Consider the following 17614-nt stretch of genomic DNA (forward strand, 5'->3'; position numbering starts at 1 on the left):
CCTCTGCGGTGTTTGTGCCGGGGTTCCGGCGGGCGGCTCAGCCGGTGCCGGTGCCCGGGCCGCCGTTGCGGCCGCTGGTGGTGCCGGTGGTGGTGCCGGTCCCGCCCGCTCCGTTGCCCCCGTTGCCCCCGTTGCCGCCGGTGCCGGTGCCGCCGGCCGCCCCGGAGCTCGGGGAGGAGCTGGGGCAGAAGCCGAGCAGGCAGTCCGGGCTGGAACTCGCGCTGGAGCTGGGCTTGCCGGACGGACGGCCGGTCGGGCGCTGGCTCTCGGTCGGCGACGGGTCGGCGGTCTCGGTGGGCACCTCGGCGGTGGGGCTGGTCTCGGTCGACGGGGAGGTCGAGGGAGAGGCCGAGGCCGAGGCGGTGGCCGGGGCGCCGGAGGAGTCGACCTCCTGGCCCCAGGGGGCCGGGGCGGTGAAGCTCCGCGGGTTGCCCGGGCCGATGATCTTCATGTAGCGGGTGAAGATCTCGGTCGGGAAGTCACCACCGTGGATCTCGCTCTTGCCGCCGGTGCCGTCCAGCGACTCCAGGCCGGTCTGCTTGGCCACGTCCTCGCGCCACATGCTGACCGCGGTGGTCAGGCTCGGGGTGTAGCCGATCCACCAGGCCGACTTGCTCTTGTCGGAGGTGCCGGTCTTGCCGGCCACCGGGAAGCCCAGCTCCGCGGTCTTGTTGCCGGTGCCGTTCTTCGCCACGTTCTGCAGCACGTCGGTGATGTTGTCGGCGACCGCCGGCTCGATGACCGTCTTCAGCACCGGCTTGTCGAAGTTCGGCAGGTCCTTGCCGCGGAACTGCACGCCGGTCACCGAGTACGGGTCGGCCTGCTGGCCGTGCGCCGGGAACACCGAGTAGGCCGCGGCCATCCGGATCGCGCTCGGCGTCGAGGTGCCCAGCGGGAGGGTCAGCGTGTTGGCCGGCGACAGGGTCTTGTCGTCGTGCAGGCCGAACTTGATCGCCATCGCCCGGACCTTGTCGCCGCCGACGTCCTGGCCGAGCTGGACGAACGGCACGTTGTACGACCACTGCATGGCCGTCCGCAGCGTCACGTAGCCCTTCTTGCCCGGGTCGCTGTTGCGCTGGTGGTAGGGCTGGCCGTCGTCGCCGATCGCCTTGCTGCCGTCGGCGCGGTAGATCTGCGCCATGTCGTCGGCCAGGTAGCGGGAGTCCGGGTTGATCTTGGCAGGCTTGCCGTCCGGGCCGTTCTTGGTGAGGACGCCCTCCTGCATCGCGGTGGCCAGCACGATCGGCTTGAAGGTCGAGCCGACCGGGACGCCGGCCGCGTCGGCGTTGTTGGTGAAGTGGCCGTTCTCGATGCCCGGGCCGCCGTAGATGGCCACGATCGCGCCGTCACCGGGCACCACCGAGGCCGCGCCGATCTGGACGTTGCGGTCCAGCTCCTTGTTGGCCGGGTCCAGCCGGGCCGCCTCGAAGTCGTCCACGGCCTTCTTCAGGGCGTCGACCTTGTCCTTCTGGAAGGTGGTGTGGATCTGGTAGCCGCCGCGGTCCAGGGCCGGCGTGGTGATGTCCGGGTCCTTGTTGGTGACGTACTGCTTGGCGGTCTCGACCAGGTAGGAGACCTCGCCGGTGGTCTTGGTGGCGGTCTTCACGTCGATCGGCTCGGGGAAGTCCTTGCACTTGGCCCGGTCGTCCGCGGACAGCGCCTTGGTGGTCACCATCCGGTCCAGGATCCAGTTCCAGCGCCCCACCATGCGCTCGTGGTTGGCCGCGCTCAGGCTCGGGTCGTACAGGCCCGCGCCCTTCAGCAGGCCCGCCAGCATGGCGCCCTGGCAGACGTCGATCTTGCTGGCGTCCACGCCGTAGTACGCCTGCGCGGCCGCCTGGATGCCGGTCGCGCCGCGGCCGAACCAGCTGGTGTTCAGGTAGCCGGTGAGGATCTGGTCCTTGGTCTTCTCGCCGTTGACCTTCAGGGTGATGAAGAATTCCTTGGCCTTGCGGGAGAGCGTCTGGTCCTGCGACAGGTAGACGTTCTTCACGTACTGCTGGGTGATGGTCGAACCGCCCTGGGTCTCGCCGCCGGTGGCCATCTTGTAGACGGCGCGGGCGATGCCCTTCGGGTCGATGCCGGAGTCGGTGCGGAAGGTGTCGTTCTCCGCCGCTATGACCGCGTCCTGGGCCGGGCGGCTGATCTGGGAGAGCTCGACCAGCTGCTGGTTCTCGTTGCCGGTGCGGGCCATCTCGGTGCCGTCGGCCCAGTAGAAGACGTTGCTCTGGATCTGCAGCGGGGTCTTCTCGTCCGGCACCTGGACCAGCGCGTACGCGGCGCCGACCGCGGCCACGCCGCCGCCGAAGAAGACCAGGAACAGGGTCAGCACCTGCTTCCAGGACGGCAGCCAGCGCCGCAGGCCCGACTTGCCGAACCGCGGGTAGTCGATCAGCCGCTTCTTGCCCGGCCGACCGCCCCGACCGGCACCGCGGCCGCCGGGCGGACCGCCCGCGGTGCCGCCACCGCCGCCGCCCTTGCGGGACTGCTTGCGCATCTCCGCCCGGGTCAACCGGGGCTGCTCCGCGGTCTCCCGCGCGGCGCGCCGACCGCCCTGGCCGGGGACCTGCCCGGGCCCGGGGCGCCCGGGGGCGCCGGAACGGTTCGGCCCGGCCGCCCGCCCCGGGGCCGCGGCCCGTCCGGGACCGCCCGCGGGGCCGCCCCGCCCGTACTCGGGTGCGCCCTCGACCGGGTAGCCGTACGCGTACGGCCGTTCGGAGTCCGACCGCCGCGGCGGCGGTTGCTCGCCCCCGGGGTTGGCCGACCTGCGCCGGTGTTCGCTCATCTCTCCGCAGCTCCTCGGTCAGGGTGCACAGGCGAAAGAGTACGGCGCTCCGAAAGCCACCTAATCGGGCATTGGAAGCCAACCCGGACGAACCGACCGCGATTCATTACACGCCCGTTGCCCAACGGCCTTGTGATCCCAGTTACGCGTGCCCCTCTTGCTCCTTCCGTGACCCAGGGTTACTGTTGCCGATATATCGAGCCGATACATCGGCGCGACACATCGGTTCGGCATACACTGCCGGACCGGGGCCCGCATCCGGCGAGCAGGAACCCTCACGGAAGGAGGAAGGCGGCATGAGCCGACGCTCCGGCGTCCTCGAATTCGCCGTCCTCGGCCTGCTCCACGACGCGCCCATGCACGGGTACGAGCTGCGCAAGCGGCTCAACGTCCTGCTGGGCTCGTTCCGGGCCTTCTCGTACGGAACGCTCTACCCCTGCCTGAAGAGCCTGGTCGCCCAGGGCTTCCTGGTGGAGGACAACCCGGACGTCGAGTACGTCCCGGCCACCGCGCTCAACGGCAAGCGGTCGAAGATCGTCTACCGGCTCTCCCCGAGGGCAAGCAGCGCTTCGAGGAACTGCTCGCCGACACCGGGCCGGAGGCCTGGGAGGACGAGCACTTCGGTGTCCGGTTCGCGTTCTTCGGCCAGACCGACCGGGCGGTCCGGATGCGCGTGCTGGAAGGCCGCCGCAGCCGGCTGGAGGAGCGGCTGGAGCGGATGCGCAGCTCCGTCTCCCGCACCCGCGAGCGTTTCGACGACTACACCCTCGAACTCCAGCGCCACGGCCTGGAGTCCGTGGAACGCGAGGTCCGGTGGCTCAACGAGCTGATCGAGACCGAGCGGGCCACCAGAACCGGACGCGGCACCGCGTCCCCGCACACTTCGGACGGCCGTGGTCCGGCCGACGGGTCCTCCGACCCGCCCGGGCCACCGTACGACCGCCCGGGGCGCTCCTGACCGGAGCGCTGCACCACCGCGCCGGCCCCGCCGCCCGCGGCGAGGCGTGGGCGCCCCGTGCGCCCGATCAGACAGTCAGAACAGATGTGGAACGAGGTCGCCGCCACAGCACGGCGGGCCTCATGAGATTCAGGGAGCAACCGGAATGGGTTCGGTTCGCGTAGCCATCGTCGGCGTGGGCAACTGCGCCGCCTCGCTGGTGCAGGGTGTCGAGTACTACAAGGACGCCGACCCGGCCGGTAAGGTCCCCGGCCTGATGCACGTCCAGTTCGGCGACTACCACGTCAAGGACGTCGACTTCGTCGCCGCGTTCGACGTGGACGCCAAGAAGGTCGGCTTCGACCTGGCCGACGCCATCGGCAACAGCGAGAACAACACCATCAAGATCTGCGACGTGCCGCCGACCGGCGTCACCGTGCAGCGCGGCCACACCCTCGACGGCCTGGGCAAGTACTACCGCGAGACCATCGAGGAGTCCGATGAGGCTCCGGTCGACGTCGTGCAGATCCTCAAGGACCGCCAGGTCGACGTCCTGGTCTGCTACCTGCCGGTCGGCTCCGAGGACGCCGCCAAGTTCTACGCCCAGTGCGCCATCGACGCCAAGGTCGCCTTCGTGAACGCCCTCCCGGTGTTCATCGCCGGCACCAAGGAGTGGGCCGACAAGTTCACCGAGGCCGGTGTCCCGATCGTCGGCGACGACATCAAGTCGCAGGTCGGCGCCACCATCACGCACCGCGTGATGGCGAAGCTCTTCGAGGACCGCGGCGTCGTCCTGGAGCGCACCATGCAGCTGAACGTCGGCGGCAACATGGACTTCAAGAACATGCTCGAGCGCGAGCGCCTGGAGTCCAAGAAGATCTCCAAGACCCAGGCCGTCACCTCGCAGATCCGCGACCGTGACCTGGGCGCCAAGAACGTCCACATCGGCCCGTCCGACTACGTCGCGTGGCTCGACGACCGCAAGTGGGCGTACGTCCGCCTCGAGGGCCGCGCGTTCGGCGACGTCCCGCTGAACCTCGAGTACAAGCTCGAGGTCTGGGACTCCCCGAACTCGGCCGGTGTCATCATCGACGCCGTGCGCGCCGCGAAGATCGCCAAGGACCGCGGCATCGGCGGCCCGATCCTCTCCGCGTCCTCGTACTTCATGAAGTCCCCGCCGGTGCAGTACTTCGACGACGAGGCCAAGGAGAACGTCGAGAAGTTCATCCGCGGTGAGGTCGAGCGCTGAGCGCCGAGCGCTGAGCACCGGCTGACGTGACGTCAGGTCCGACCGGAGGGCCGTCCCGCTTCGTGCGGGGCGGCCCTCCGGCGTCGGTCAGGACCAGGCCGCGTTCCAGGTGGCCGGGCCGACGACGCCGTCCACGCCGAGCCCGTGGCGCTGCTGGAAGGACCGGCAGACCTGGGCGGAGGCGGGCCCGTACCAGCCGTCCGCGGTGATCGACCAGCCGCGGTCGGCCAGCCGGCGCTGCCACGTCAGGACGTCGTCCCCGTGCAGCATCGGCGTCTGCACCTTGAGGTACCGGCCGGGCCAGCGCGGCGGGCCGGACGGCGGGGTGGTGGCCTGCCCCGAGGTGCGGGCCGCCGGGACGCCGCCGAGCGCCGGGTCCGCGGAGACGGTCCCCTCCGGGAAGGCCGGGACCCCGTAGCCGTACGGCGAGCCGGGGCCGCGGCGCGGGCGGGACTTGAGGTAGACGCCGTCGCCCTCGGTGGAGCCGCTGTCGTTGGTGTTGTGGGTGGGGATGAAGTCGTCGGTGACGAACAGGCGGGAGGGCGCGGACACCGCGATGCACTGCACCTCTTCGTCGCGCACGTACTCGACGGAGACGACCCGGCGGGCCCACGCGGCGTTCCGCGGGACGAAGCGCTCAACCTTGCGGGGCGTCCTGAACGGGTTGAAGTGCGGCATGTCGACGTTCTGCACGCGGTACGCGTCTTTGGCAGGGGTGCGGTTCGGCTGCCGGGGCGAGGTGTGGTGCGCGTTGCGCTCGACGTTCACCGCGGCCCGGCCGCCGAGCGAGCGGACGAGTTCCTGAACGTCCCTGGCCAGGCGCTCGGAGGCCGAGGTGAACTCGATCCGCCCCCGGGCGTCGATCGTCCCGCCGGTGTCCATCAGTCCTTGCAGGAGCGCCAGCCGGTCCTTGATGCCGGTCCTGCGGTAGCGGGCGGGCAGGAACGCGTGCGGGGCCTCGACGCCCATCAGGCCGAGCGCGCGCAGTTCCTCGATCAGCTGGTTCCCGCCCCGGCCTCCGGTTCCGATGATCCGCCAGTTCCCTTCCACCGCGCGCTCGTTGGCGATGTGCGGAACCAGCCGGTGACCGTCCGGGAGGATCGAGCGCAGTTCGGCGAGGACGTCGGGGTCGGTGTGGGGGAAATGCAGTCCACCGCCGCTGGTGCCGCCGGCCCCGACGAGCAGTCCGAGCAGGTACGGGTCGATCGGGAGCGGCTCACCGGTCTGCCGGTACTCGACGGGTTCGAGAAGGGGGACGCGCACCCGGGAACCCGGACGGGAGACCAGGGCCGCGAGTTCCAGGGTCGTGACCACCCTCGGGCGGGCCCGGCCGTCGATCCCGATCTGCCAGAGGTGCTCCTCGCACGCCTCGGCAGCGGACCCGTCCTGGAGGGTGATCCGGTGCACGGGGCGGATGCCCTTGGGGTGGACGCCGGTGACCCGGGAGGGCCGCCCCTCCGGGTCCACGACGGGGTCTCCGACCCGCAGGTCGCCCATCCTCCGGTAGCCGGTGGGGGTGAGCACCCCGGCGTGCAGCGGGAGGGCGTTCCCCTCCACGGTCCGGATGGTGTCGGCGTCGTAGGCGACCACGACGCCGGTGTGGCTGCCGCCGCCGGGGCCGAGGTAGAAGGGGCCGCCGAGGACCGGGTACTCGGACCAGCGGTGGCGGTCGCGCCACCAGGCCACGGCGGTGAGGCAGGAGGCGGTCATCGGCCAGAGCCCGTCCATGCCGGCCCGGTGGGCGGCCCAGGCCTCGAAGGTGGCGCACCAGGGCTGGCCGTCGGACCACTCCAGGCCGGGGGTCTCGGTGCTGTAGCGCTGTCGGTTGTTCCAGGTGCCGTCGGGGTCTCGGCCCTCGTGGCGGCCGACCTGGCCGAGCAGAAGGGCGGCGAACTCGTCACGCATGGGAGCCTCCCGTTGTTCCGAGGTGGTTCTTCCCTCCCGGGCTGGTCAACGAGCCTGCGACACGCAGGTCATCGGTAGTGCGGAAGCACGCGGGGGCGTCCGGCCGCCGCACTGCCGACGGATGTTTCACGTGGAACCGACGGACCTCGTGGCACCCTTGGCGGGTGATCACCGAACGGCCCCCGCGGGAGGCCCCCCTGCTCGGGCTGCTGCGCGGCCGAGGTTTCCGGCAACTGCTGACCGTCCGGCTGCTCTCGCAGCTCTCGGACGGGGCGTTCCAGGCCGCGCTGGCCGCCTCGGTGGTCTTCTCGCCGGAGAAGCAGTCCTCCCCCGCCGACATCGCCGCGATCGCGGCGGCGACGCTGCTGCCGTTCTCGGTGGTGGGCCCGTTCGCCGGGGTGCTGCTGGACCGCTGGCGGCGCCGGCAGGTGCTGCTGACGGGCAATCTGATCCGCGCGGTGCTCGGCCTGGCGACGGCGGCCCTGCTGCTGGGCGAGGCGCCGAAGTGGGCGTTCATCTCGGCGGCGCTGGTGGTGACGGCGATCAACCGGTTCATCCTGGCGGGCCTCTCGGCCTCGCTGCCCCGGGTGGTGGACCCCGCACGGCTGGTCACCGCCAACGCGGTGTCGCCGACCCTGGGCGCGGTCGCGGCGGCCACCGGTGCGGGCGCCGGTTTCCTGGTGCACCTGGTGGTGCCGGCCGGCCCGCGCGCGGACGCCCTGACGGTGACGCTGTCCGGGCTGCTGTACCTGTCCGCCGCCCTGGCCGCGCAGCGCATCCCGGTCGACCGGCTGGGCCCCGACCAGCTGGACGGACTCCCCCCGCTGCGCGAGACGCTGGCCGCCACCTGGTACGACCTGCTGGCCGGGCTGCGGCACCTGGTGCGGGACTGCCGTCCGGCGGTGCGCGCGCTGGCCGCGGCGACGCTGACCAAGTTCTGCTTCGGCGTGCTGACCGTCGTGGTGCTGATGCTGTCCCGGTACACCTTCAACAGCGCCTCGGACGAGACCGGCGGCCTGGCCAGCCTGGGCTGGGCGGTCGCGATGTCGGCGGCGGGCATGTTCCTGGCCGCGGTGGTCAGCCCGTGGTGCACCCGCAGGCTCGGCCTGAACGGCTGGGTGACGACCTGTCTGGTCGGCTCCGCGGTGCTCGTCCCGGCGCTCGGCCTGCCCTTCCGGGAGGTCCCGGCGATGGCCGCGGCGCTGCTGCTCGGCCTGACCACCCAGAGCACCAAGATCTGCGCCGACACCCTGGTGCAGGAGTCGGTGGAGGACGAGTACCGCGGCCGGGTGTTCGCCGTCTACGACGTCCTGGTGAACGTGGCGTTCGTCGCCGCGGCCGCCGTCACCGCCCTGGTCCTGCCGCTGAACGGCCGTTCGGCGACGGTGATGCTGGGCCTGGCGGCGCTGTACGCGCTCGGCGCGGCGCTGTACTTCCGCTCCTCCCGCCGCCCCTGACGGGGTACCGGCCGCCGGAGCCGGGAGGATCAGGACGCCGCGGTCCTCGGTCGGCCAACCGCCCGCCGGGGAGGGGCGATCGACCGACCGGGGTCAGTCCTGCGGCTGCTCGGCCCACCAGGCGCGCAGCGCGGCCACCGCGTCCTCGTGCGCCATCGGGCCGTGCTCCAGGCGCAGTTCGAGCAGGTGCTTGTAGGCGCGGCCGACCGCCGGGCCGGGGCGCAGGCCGAGCAGTTCCATGATCTCGTTGCCGTCCAGCGCGGGCCGGATCGAGTCCAGCTCCTCCTGGGCCTGGAGGGCGGCGATCCGCTCCTCCAGCGAGTCGTAGGTGCGGGCCAGCGCGGCGGCCTTGCGCTTGTTGCGGGTGGTGCAGTCGGAGCGGGTCAGCTTGTGCAGCCGGGACAGCAGCGGGCCGGCGTCGGTGACGTAGCGGCGCACCGCGGAGTCGGTCCACTCGCCGCCGCCGTAGCCGTGGAAGCGCAGGTGCAGCTCGACCAGCTTGGCCACCTCGTTGACCAGCTCGTTGGAGTACTTGAGCTCGCGCATCCGCTTGCGGGTCATCTTGGCGCCGACCACCTCGTGGTGGTGGAAGGAGACCCGGCCGTCGGACTCGAAGCGGCGGGTGCGCGGCTTGCCGATGTCGTGCAGCAGCGCGGCCAGCCGGAGCACCAGGTCGGGGCCCTCGGTCTCCAGCGCGATGGCCTGCTCCAGCACGGTCAGCGAGTGTTCGTACACGTCCTTGTGTCGGTGGTGCTCGTCGCTCTCCAGGCGCAGCGCCGGCAGCTCGGGCAGCACGAAGTCGGCCAGGCCGGTGTCGACCAGCAGGCGCAGGCCCTTGACCGGGTGCTCGGCGAGCAGCAGCTTGTTCAGCTCGGCCTGGACGCGCTCGGCGGAGACGATGGTGATCCGCTCGGCCATCGCGGTCATCGCGGCGACCACCTCGGGCGCCGGGTCGAAGTCCAGCTGGGCGGCGAACCGGGCGGCGCGCATCATCCGCAGCGGGTCGTCGGAGAAGGACTCCTCGGGGGTGGCGGGGGTGCGCAGCACCCGGGCCTCCAGGTCCTCCAGGCCGCGGTGCGGGTCGACGAACCGCCGGCCGGGCAGGTCGACCGCCATCGCGTTGACGGTGAAGTCGCGGCGCACCAGGTCCTGCTCGATCGAGTCGCCGTAGCTGACCTCGGGCTTGCGCGAGGTGCGGTCGTACGCCTCGCTGCGGTAGGTGGTGATCTCGATCAGGAACGAACCCTCCGGGGTGTCCTTGCGGGCGCCGACGGTGCCGAACGCGATGCCCACGTCCCAGACCGCGTCGGCCCAGCCCTTGACCAGCTTGAGGATCTGCTGCGGGCGGGCGTCGGTGGTGAAGTCGAGGTCGTTGCCGAGCCGGCCGAGCAGGGCGTCCCGGACCGACCCGCCGACCAGCGACAGCCGGTGGCCGGCGTCCTCGAAGCGGCGGGCGATCTCGTCGGCGACCGGGGAGACCCGCAGCAACTCCTGCAGGCCGAGGGTCTGCGCCTCGGTCAGCCCCGGCAGGGCGACCCGGTCGGCGGAGCTGGAATGATTGGCGCTGGACGCATTGGCAGTGGACACGGCTCACAAGGGTACGTGCCCGGCCTGCTCCGCCGCCCTCCCGTTTCGCTCCCCCGGTCCGTCCGGCAGCTCCCGGGCCGCAGCACTGCGGCCCGGACGGCGTCGTTACCATGCCGGTGGACGCTCCCGGTGGGGGACCGCCCGGCCGGGTCGGCCGCGGCGGCGCGCGGAGTGATCGAGACGATCGGGAACGGCGAGGACGCGCGTGGACGAGCGGACCGGGCGGAACGCGGCAGTGGCGGCGCGTCGCGGACGGTGGACGGGCCGGCTGGCCAGGGGCGCCGCCGCCCTGCTGGCGGGCGGACTGGTCGGAGCGCTCTGCGCCGCCCCGGCGGCGGCGGCCCCCGGCCTGCTGCCCGCCGCGGCGGCCGAGTACCCGGCGGTGGTGCGGGTCGACGCGCTGTCGAAGCAGGTCGCGTCCGAGAACTCGACCGTGGTCGTCACCGGCACGCTCACCAACTCCGGCACGTCGACGTTCAAGGCGCCGACCGTGAAGGTGCGCCAGCCGCAGGCCCGGCCGATGAAGACCCGCAGCGAGATCGCCATGGCGGCGTCCCGGACCACCCCGAGCACCCTGGACGGCATCTCGCTGGACAGCCCGGCCCAGGGGCTCCAGGACCTGGAGCCCGGGAAGAGCGAGGACTTCTCGCTGTCGGTGCCGGTCTCCGCGCTGAAGGTCGGGGAGACCGGCACGTACGAGCTGGCGGTGGACGTCTGGGGCAGCACCGGCGACGAGAAGGCCCACCCGCTGGGCATCGCCCGGACCTTCCTGCCCTACCAGGGCAAGGAGTCCGCCCAGCCCTCGCAGCTGGCCGTGGTCTGGCCGCTCACCCACGCCCCGGTGCTGGCCGCGCAGACCATGGCGGACGCCGACCAGACGCCGGTGCTGCGCGACGACACCCTGGCCGCCGAGCTGACCGGCGACGGGCGGCTGAACCGGCTGGTCGGCCTCGGCTCCGAGCTGACCGGGCTGACCTGGGCGATCGACCCGGACCTGCTGGACACCGTGTACGCGATGACCAAGCCGTACCGGGTGCAGAAGCCGGGCACCTCCGGCGAGTCCGCGAGCGAGGAGAACACCGTCCCGGGCACCGGCCGGGACGCGGCGGCGGCCTGGCTGGCGAAGCTGCGCACGGTGCTGGCCAAGCCGAACACCCAGGTGCTGTCGCTGCCGTACGCCGACCCCGACCTGGCCTCGATCGCGCACCACGGCGCGGGGCTGGCCGGGATGGACACCGCGCTGCGCAAGGCGGTGACGGCCGGTCAGATCACCGCCGAGGCCCGGCTGTCGGTGGACGCCGCCTCCGACGTGGCCTGGCCGTACCAGGGCCTGCTGGACCAGCGCACCGCGGCGGTGGCCGGGGCGGCGGGCGGCCGGGTCCTGCTGGTGGACGGCAGGTCGCTGCCGGACTCCGACAAGCTGTACTACACCCCGAACGCGGCCCGCTCGATCGGCAACGGGCAGACCGCGGTGGTCGGCGACTCCGTGCTGTCCTCGCTCTTCCAGTCCGGCCTGGGCTCGGCCGGCGACCGCGCCTCGGCCGTGCAGCACTTCCTCGCCGAGACACTGACCATCGCCCTCCAGGAGCCGGAGCACCCGCGCGGCCTGCTGGTGCTGCCGTCCCGCTCGCTGACCGGCGACGCCGCGCAGGCCCTGCACGACGCGGTGCTGGGCGCGGTCGGCGGCGGCTGGGTGGCGCCGACGGTCCTCCAGAAGGTCGCCGAGCAGAAGCCCGACCCGGCCGCGAACGCGTCCGTCCCGCAGTCGTACCCGGACGAGGCGGCCGGCAGCGAGCTGTCCGCCGACGAGCTGACCGCCACCATGCAGCTCCAGGACGGCGTGGACCAGCTGATGATGATCCTCACCGAGCCGGAGCGGGTGCGCGGTCCGTTCAGCGCCGCGATGGTGCGCGCGATGTCCACCGAGTGGCGCGAGCAGCCGAAGGCCGGCACCGAGTTCCGGAACGGGGTCCGCAGCTACCTGGACAACCTCAAGTCCGCGGTCCGGGTCCCGAAGAAGACCGTGGTGACCCTGCCCGGCGACAACGCGACGCTGCTGGTCAGCGTGCGCAACGGGCTGACCCAGTCGGTCGGCAACCTGGAGCTGAAGATCACCTCGGCGCAGCCGAACCGCCTGCGGGTCGACTACCCGATCCAGCCCGTGGTGATGGACGCCGGCACCAGCCGCACCTTCCGCTTCCCGGCCGAGGCGCAGGTCAACGGCCCGGTCCAGGTGACCGCGCAGCTGTGGACCACCGGCCCGGACGCCCGGCCCTACGGCGAGGCGGTCGAGTTCACCGTCGACGTCACCTCGGTGGCCAGCGGCGTGACGTACGTGATCGCCGGCGGCACCGTGCTGATGGTCCTCGCCGGGGTCCGGTTCTACCTCCAGCGCAAGAAGCGCCGGGCGGCCGGCGAGGTCGACGAGGACCCGGACCGTCCGGCCGAGGGCCCCGCGGACGGCCCCGGCGGCGGCCCCGCGGGCGCGCCGCGGGACGCCGGGCGGCCCTCCGACGCGGACCCCTCGTCCGCCGCCGGTGACACCGATCGGGTCGCCGGTGATGAGAAGGTGGATCACTAGGCCGCCCCACCCCCCGGGCGCCGTCCCCCCTCTCTGACGTGGATTGGTGGCATGAACGAGCGGAGCGAGCGAGCAACCAAGGACCAGGGCGGAGGCCGACCCCAGGACCGGGCGGGCGGCCCCCGCGCCGCCGCCCCCGCGGAGCCGGCCGCCGACTGGTACGTCGCCAACACCTACGCCCACGACCCCTACGCGCCCGGGGCCTTCGGGAGCACCGACCCGTACGGCGCGATCGACCTGCCGGGCGCCGGGCCCGACGAGACGGACACCCCGGAGGGCTCGGCCGCGGTGCCCGGCCAGGGCGGCGGCGACTCCGAGGCCACCCGGCAGCTGACCGCCCCGGCCCCGCGCTGGGCGTCGATCGCCGCCGAGCTCGCGGCGGAGGCGGGCCCGGAGGCCCCTGCGGAGGCCCCCGCCGACGACGCTCCGGCCGCACCCGCCGGTGGCGCCCCGGCCGGAGCTCCGGCCGCGCCCCCGGACGGGGTAGGCGTGGACGGGGCGGGCGTGGACGGGGCGGGCGCGGACGGGAAGCCGTCCGGTGCGCGCTGGCGGATCGAGCCGACCCCCGAGCCGGTCGGCGAGTACGTCGGGGTGGACTCGCTGCTCTCGAGGACACCCGCCGGCGCCGAACCGCCCGAGGACCCGGACGGTGCCCAGGACGGCGCCCCGGACGGCAGCACGGAAGACGACGCGGACGACGGCCCGGACGGCGGCGCGGCGGGTCGGCACCCGTACGTGCCGCCGATCGAGTTCGACCCGCCGCTGTCCGAGGAGGAGGCGGTGATGCAGGCCGACGCGGCCGTGCTGGAGGCGGACGCCGCCGCCGCACCGCCGACCGCCGCCACCACCGCACCCCCGTCCGCGCCCGCCCCGACCGCGGGCGACGGCGGCGCGGGCCGGGTCTCCGGGCTGCTGAACTCCAGCGCCGTGATGGCGGCCGGCACCCTGGTCTCCCGGGGCACCGGCTTCCTGCGGACCATGGTGATCGCCGCCGCGATCGGCGTCGCCTCGATGGGCGACTCGTACAACGCCGCGAACACCCTGCCCACCCTGCTGTACATCCTGATCGGCGGCGGCGCGCTGAACGCGGTGTTCGTGCCGCAGCTGGTGCGCAGCATGAAGAACGACGAGGACGGCGGCACCGCCTACGCCAACCGGCTGCTCACCCTGGTGGTGACCGGCCTGGCGGGCGTGGTGTTCGTGGCGGTGCTGGCCGCGCCGGTGCTGGTGCAGCTGATCTCGCACGCGCTGATGCGCGACGCGGCGAGCGCCGACACCACGGTGGCGCTGGCCCGGTACTGCCTGCCGACCATCTTCTTCATGGGCGTGCACGTGGTGATGGGCCAGATCCTCAACGCGCGCGGCCGGTTCGGCGCGATGATGTGGACGCCGGTGCTGAACAACGTCGTGGTGATCTTCACCTTCGTGATGTACATCGCGGTGTACGGCACCTTCCAGCACACCGAGGTCACCCCGCGGTCGATCTCCCCCGAGGGCGTCCGGCTGCTCGGCATCGGCACCATGCTGGGCCTGGCGGTGCAGGCGCTGGCGATGATCCCGTACCTGCGGGCGGCGGGCTTCTCGTTCCGGCCCCGGTTCGACTGGCGCGGCCACGGCCTGGGCAAGGCCGCCCGGCTGGCCAAGTGGACCTTCCTGTTCGTGCTGGCCAACCAGGCGGGCTTCCTGGTGGTCACCCAGCTGGCCACCGCCTCGGGCCGGACCGCCGAGGCGGAGGGCCACCTCGGCGTCGGCCTGGCCGCCTACTCCAACGCGCTGCTGATCTGGCAGCTGCCGATGGCCGTCATCACCGTCTCGGTGATGAGCGTGGTGCTCCCCCGGCTCTCCCGGGCCGCCGCCGACCAGGACTCCGGCGCCGTCCGCGACGACCTCTCGTACGGCCTGCGCACCTCGGCGGTGGCGATCGTCCCGGCGGCGTTCCTGTTCCTGTCGCTGGGCCCGGTGATCGGCTCCTCGATCTACGGCCTGGGCAACGGCGGCGCGGTCGCCCACGGCACCACCGCGGTCGGCTACATGCTCTCCGCGTTCGCCCTCGGCCTGATCCCGTACTCGGTGCAGTACGTGCTGCTGCGCGGCTTCTACGCGTACGAGGACACCCGGACGCCGTTCTCCAACACCGTCTGGGTGGCGCTCACCCAGGCCGCCACCGCGGTGCTGTGCTGGCTGGTGCTGCCCGCGCAGTGGGCGGTCACCGGCATGGCGCTGGGCTACGGCCTGGCCTACGCGGTCGGGGTGTTCGTCGCGGTGCCGAAGCTGAAGGCGAAGGTCGGCGACCTGGACACCGCCCGGATCACCAAGACCTACGTCCGGCTGGCGATCGCCTCGCTGCCCGCCGCCGCCGTCGGCCTGGCCGTCGAACTGCTCGCCCTGCAGGTGCTGGACGGCTGGATCGGCAACGTGCTGACCCTGCTGGTCGCGGGCGGCGCGCAGCTCGCGGTCTTCCTGGTGCTGGCCCGGAAGATGCGGGTCGAGGAGCTGAGCGCCCTCACCGGAATGGTCCGCAGGCGGCTCGGCCGCTGAACCGCCCGCGCTCCCCCGGTTGACCGGACGTCAACCCGGACGAGGACGAACCGTCGGAACCTCAGTACGCTTTGCCTGGGCCGGAGTCGGGGCACACCCCCGGTTCCGGCCCATTCGTCTGCTGTTCCGCCGGAAGTGGGCAATCGGGCAACCTCCCGCCACTCTCAGAGGTCGTACCCGACGTCCGGTAGTGGGCACAATTGACCCTGCACGGCCGACCGCTCCGGTACGGAGCCATCGACCGTCCTGGGATGGACCGGGGCGACACAAGGGGAGGCAGGACCACGGTGGCTGACGGCACCAAGGCGATCGTCGACACGTCCGAGGCGGACGGGGCGGCGACCGAGGCCGCACCGGCGGCCGCGGAGCGCGACGCCGGCTCCGAGCGCGGGTCCGAACACGGCTCCGACCACGACTCCGACCACGACTCCGACCACGACTCCGACCGCGGCCCGGCCGCCAAGGGCCCGGCCGGGAGCACCCCGGTCGGCGCGGTGCGGGCCGCCGCCAACGGCTCCGCGAAGGCCGGGGCGAAGTCCGGCACCAAGCCGGGCGCGAAGACCGAACCGAAGGGCGGCACCAAGCCGGGCGCGCGGACCGAACCGAAGGACGGCGACCGCGCCAACGGCAAGAGCACCGCGAAGGCGGACCCGAAGACCACCCCGCTGCGCGCGGCGGCCCCGAAGAGCGCCCCCGCCTCCCCCGGCGTCTCCCCCGCTCCCGACGCCCCGGCCGCCCCCGGTACCCCTGCCGCCCCCGCCGCCGAGCCGGCACCGGCCCTGCCCGCCGAAGCCACCGCCCCGCTCTCCGCCCAGGAGATCGACGCCGAGCTGACCGCCCAGGGGGCCCGCCCGGAGCGCCCCTCCCGCACCCGTGGCGTGCGCCGCCCGCTGCCGCCGGTCGAACCGTCCGAGCCCGCCCCGGCCACCAGCACCGAGACCCTGGACGCCGACACCGCCACCCTGCCCACCGTGCTGCCCGCCCCGCAGCGGCACAGCGGCGACAAGATCGGCGCCCGCTACCGGCTGGAGGAGTGCATCTCCGAGTCGGAGACCTTCACCAGCTGGCGCGCCGTCGACGAGAAGCTCCGCCGCGCCGTCGGCGTCCACCTGCTCGCGGCCGGCCACCGCCGCGCCAAGTCGGTGCTCACCGCCGCCCGCAGCGCCGCCCTGCTCGGCGACCCGCGCTTCGTCCAGGTGCTGGACGCGGTGCAGGAGGGCGAGCTGGTCTACGTCATCCGCGAGTGGCTGCCCGGCGCCCGGGACCTCGGCGAGCTGCTGGCGGACGGCCCGATGGAGCCGTACGACGCGTACCAGATGGTCCGCCAGGTCACCGACGCGATCGCCGCCGCCCACCGGCGCGGCCAGGCGCACCTGCGGCTCACCCCCAAGTGCGTGCTGCGCACCGACGGCGGCCAGTACCGGATCAACGGCATCGCGGTGGACGCGGCGCTGCGCGGCCTGCCCGCCGAGGACGCCGAACTGACCGACGTCCGGGCGATCGGCGCGCTGCTGTACGCGGCGCTCACCCACCGCTGGCCCTACCCGGAGGACCGCTACGACCTCCAGGGGCTGCCCAAGGACCTCGGCTGCGTCCCGCCGGACCAGGTCCGGGCGGGCGTCCACAAGGGCCTCGCGGAGCTCGCCGCCCGCATCCTGTGCGAGCAGCCCCCGCACCACAAGGAGCCGATCACCACCCCCGCCGAGCTGGCCGCGGCGATCGACCTGATGCCGAAGATCCGGCAGCCCGAGCAGCCCGTCCCGCCCGTACTGCGCGCCCTGCCCGCCGCCCGGCCGCGCTACGCGAGCAGCGCGCCGACCCAGGCGCTCCCCCGCACCGAGCCCGCCCCGGCGCCCGGGCCCGTCCCCGCCGCAGCCCCCGCCCCGCGCCGCCGCGGGCTGCGCCGCCTGCTCAAGTGGACCGCCTCGCTGGTCGCGCTCTCCGCGGTGGCGGTCGGCTCCTGGCAGCTGGCCCAGTACGTCAACCACCAGGACACCGCCACCGGCGGCCGCAGCACCCCCGCGCCCGTCCCGGCCGGCGTCTCCCCCGCCCCCGCCGGGGAGAAGCTCACCATCTCCGCGCTCGCCCCGTTCAACGCGTTCGGCGACACCAAGGACGAGCACAGCAGCGAACTGTCGAACGCCACCGACGGCAACCCGGCCACCGCCTGGACCACCCAGCGCTACAACGACCAGTTCGGCGGTGCCTACCGGCCCGGCACCGGCATCCTGATCGACCTCGGCTCGGCCCGCGAGGTCGACTCGGTGGACGTCCAGTTCATCGGCGACACCAAGGCGGAGCTGAAGGCCACGCCGGGCGGCACCAACAGCGCCCCGAACGCCGACGACGCGGGCTTCCGCAGCTTCGGCGCCTCGATCGCCTCCGGCTCGGGCAGCAAGGTCGCCCTGAAGCCCGCCAAGCCGGTCACCACCCGGTACCTGCTGCTCTGGCTGACCAACGTCCCGACCAACGACGACGGTGGCGGCTTCCGCGGGAAGGTGGCCGAAGTCCAGGTCAACGGCTGACCGCTGCCCCGGACCGCCGCCCCCGGATGCCGCCGGACACCGCGTACCCC

Annotated in this window: 8 protein-coding genes and 1 pseudogene; 6 read left to right on the forward strand and 3 right to left on the reverse strand. The window is 73.2% G+C overall.

All coding sequences use genetic code 11. The features are described from left to right. Positions 1–37 precede the first annotated feature (37 nt). On the reverse strand, positions 38–2785 hold the full coding sequence (locus QMQ26_RS18040) for a transglycosylase domain-containing protein (protein WP_282206357.1): 2748 nt from the start codon (positions 2783–2785) through the stop codon (positions 38–40). Positions 2786–3081: 296 nt separating this feature from the next. On the opposite strand from QMQ26_RS18040, the pseudogene QMQ26_RS18045 reads away from it, so the two are divergent. Beyond that, a pseudogene (locus QMQ26_RS18045) lies at positions 3082–3743 on the forward strand (helix-turn-helix transcriptional regulator). 145 nt (positions 3744–3888) lie between these two features. Further along, entirely contained in the window at positions 3889–4971 is a 1083-nt protein-coding gene (locus QMQ26_RS18050) for an inositol-3-phosphate synthase (RefSeq protein WP_100837238.1), read from the forward strand. Between the two features lie 87 nt (positions 4972–5058). Here the strand turns inward: QMQ26_RS18050 and QMQ26_RS18055 are convergent, their stop codons facing one another. Continuing rightward, positions 5059–6876, reverse strand: a complete 1818-nt coding sequence (locus QMQ26_RS18055) for a peptidoglycan-binding protein (protein ID WP_282206358.1) — start codon at positions 6874–6876, stop codon at positions 5059–5061. A 164-nt stretch (positions 6877–7040) separates the two neighbouring features. Here QMQ26_RS18055 and QMQ26_RS18060 point away from each other — a divergent pair, with 164 nt between their 5' ends. Further along, the gene (locus QMQ26_RS18060; RefSeq protein WP_282206359.1) at positions 7041–8333 is read left to right on the forward strand and encodes an MFS transporter; all 1293 of its coding nucleotides are present in this window, start codon (positions 7041–7043) and stop codon (positions 8331–8333) included. Between the two features lie 93 nt (positions 8334–8426). Here the strand turns inward: QMQ26_RS18060 and QMQ26_RS18065 are convergent, their stop codons facing one another. Further along, the gene (locus QMQ26_RS18065; protein ID WP_404814187.1) at positions 8427–9863 is read right to left on the reverse strand and encodes a CCA tRNA nucleotidyltransferase; all 1437 of its coding nucleotides are present in this window, start codon (positions 9861–9863) and stop codon (positions 8427–8429) included. Positions 9864–10125: 262 nt separating this feature from the next. Here QMQ26_RS18065 and QMQ26_RS18070 point away from each other — a divergent pair, with 262 nt between their 5' ends. The 3 genes from QMQ26_RS18070 (at position 10126) to QMQ26_RS18080 (ending at position 17564) form a co-directional block, all read left to right on the forward strand. After that, positions 10126–12501 carry a DUF6049 family protein gene (locus QMQ26_RS18070; protein ID WP_282206360.1) on the forward strand — a complete coding sequence of 792 codons (2376 nt, stop codon included), beginning with the start codon at positions 10126–10128 and terminating at the stop codon, positions 12499–12501. Between the two features lie 51 nt (positions 12502–12552). Beyond that, a complete protein-coding gene (murJ, locus tag QMQ26_RS18075; protein WP_282206361.1) occupies positions 12553–15039 on the forward strand; it encodes a murein biosynthesis integral membrane protein MurJ in 2487 nt (828 codons plus the stop codon). A gap of 287 nt (positions 15040–15326) precedes the next feature. Next, on the forward strand, positions 15327–17564 hold the full coding sequence (locus QMQ26_RS18080) for a protein kinase family protein (protein ID WP_282206362.1): 2238 nt from the start codon (positions 15327–15329) through the stop codon (positions 17562–17564). Positions 17565–17614 lie beyond the last annotated feature (50 nt).

Origin of the sequence: Kitasatospora fiedleri (assembly GCF_948472415.1) — a bacterium.
Lineage (GTDB): Bacteria > Actinomycetota > Actinomycetes > Streptomycetales > Streptomycetaceae > Kitasatospora > Kitasatospora fiedleri.

Excerpts from the sequence above, each read along its gene's own strand:
- QMQ26_RS18040 (WP_282206357.1), bottom strand. The coding sequence starts at position 2,785 with ATGAGCGAACACCGGCGCAGGTCGGCCAACCCCGGGGGCGAGCAACCG.
- QMQ26_RS18055 (WP_282206358.1), bottom strand. The coding sequence starts at position 6,876 with ATGCGTGACGAGTTCGCCGCCCTTCTGCTCGGCCAGGTCGGCCGCCAC.
- murJ (WP_282206361.1), top strand. The coding sequence starts at position 12,553 with ATGAACGAGCGGAGCGAGCGAGCAACCAAGGACCAGGGCGGAGGCCGA.
- QMQ26_RS18050 (WP_100837238.1), top strand. The coding sequence starts at position 3,889 with ATGGGTTCGGTTCGCGTAGCCATCGTCGGCGTGGGCAACTGCGCCGCC.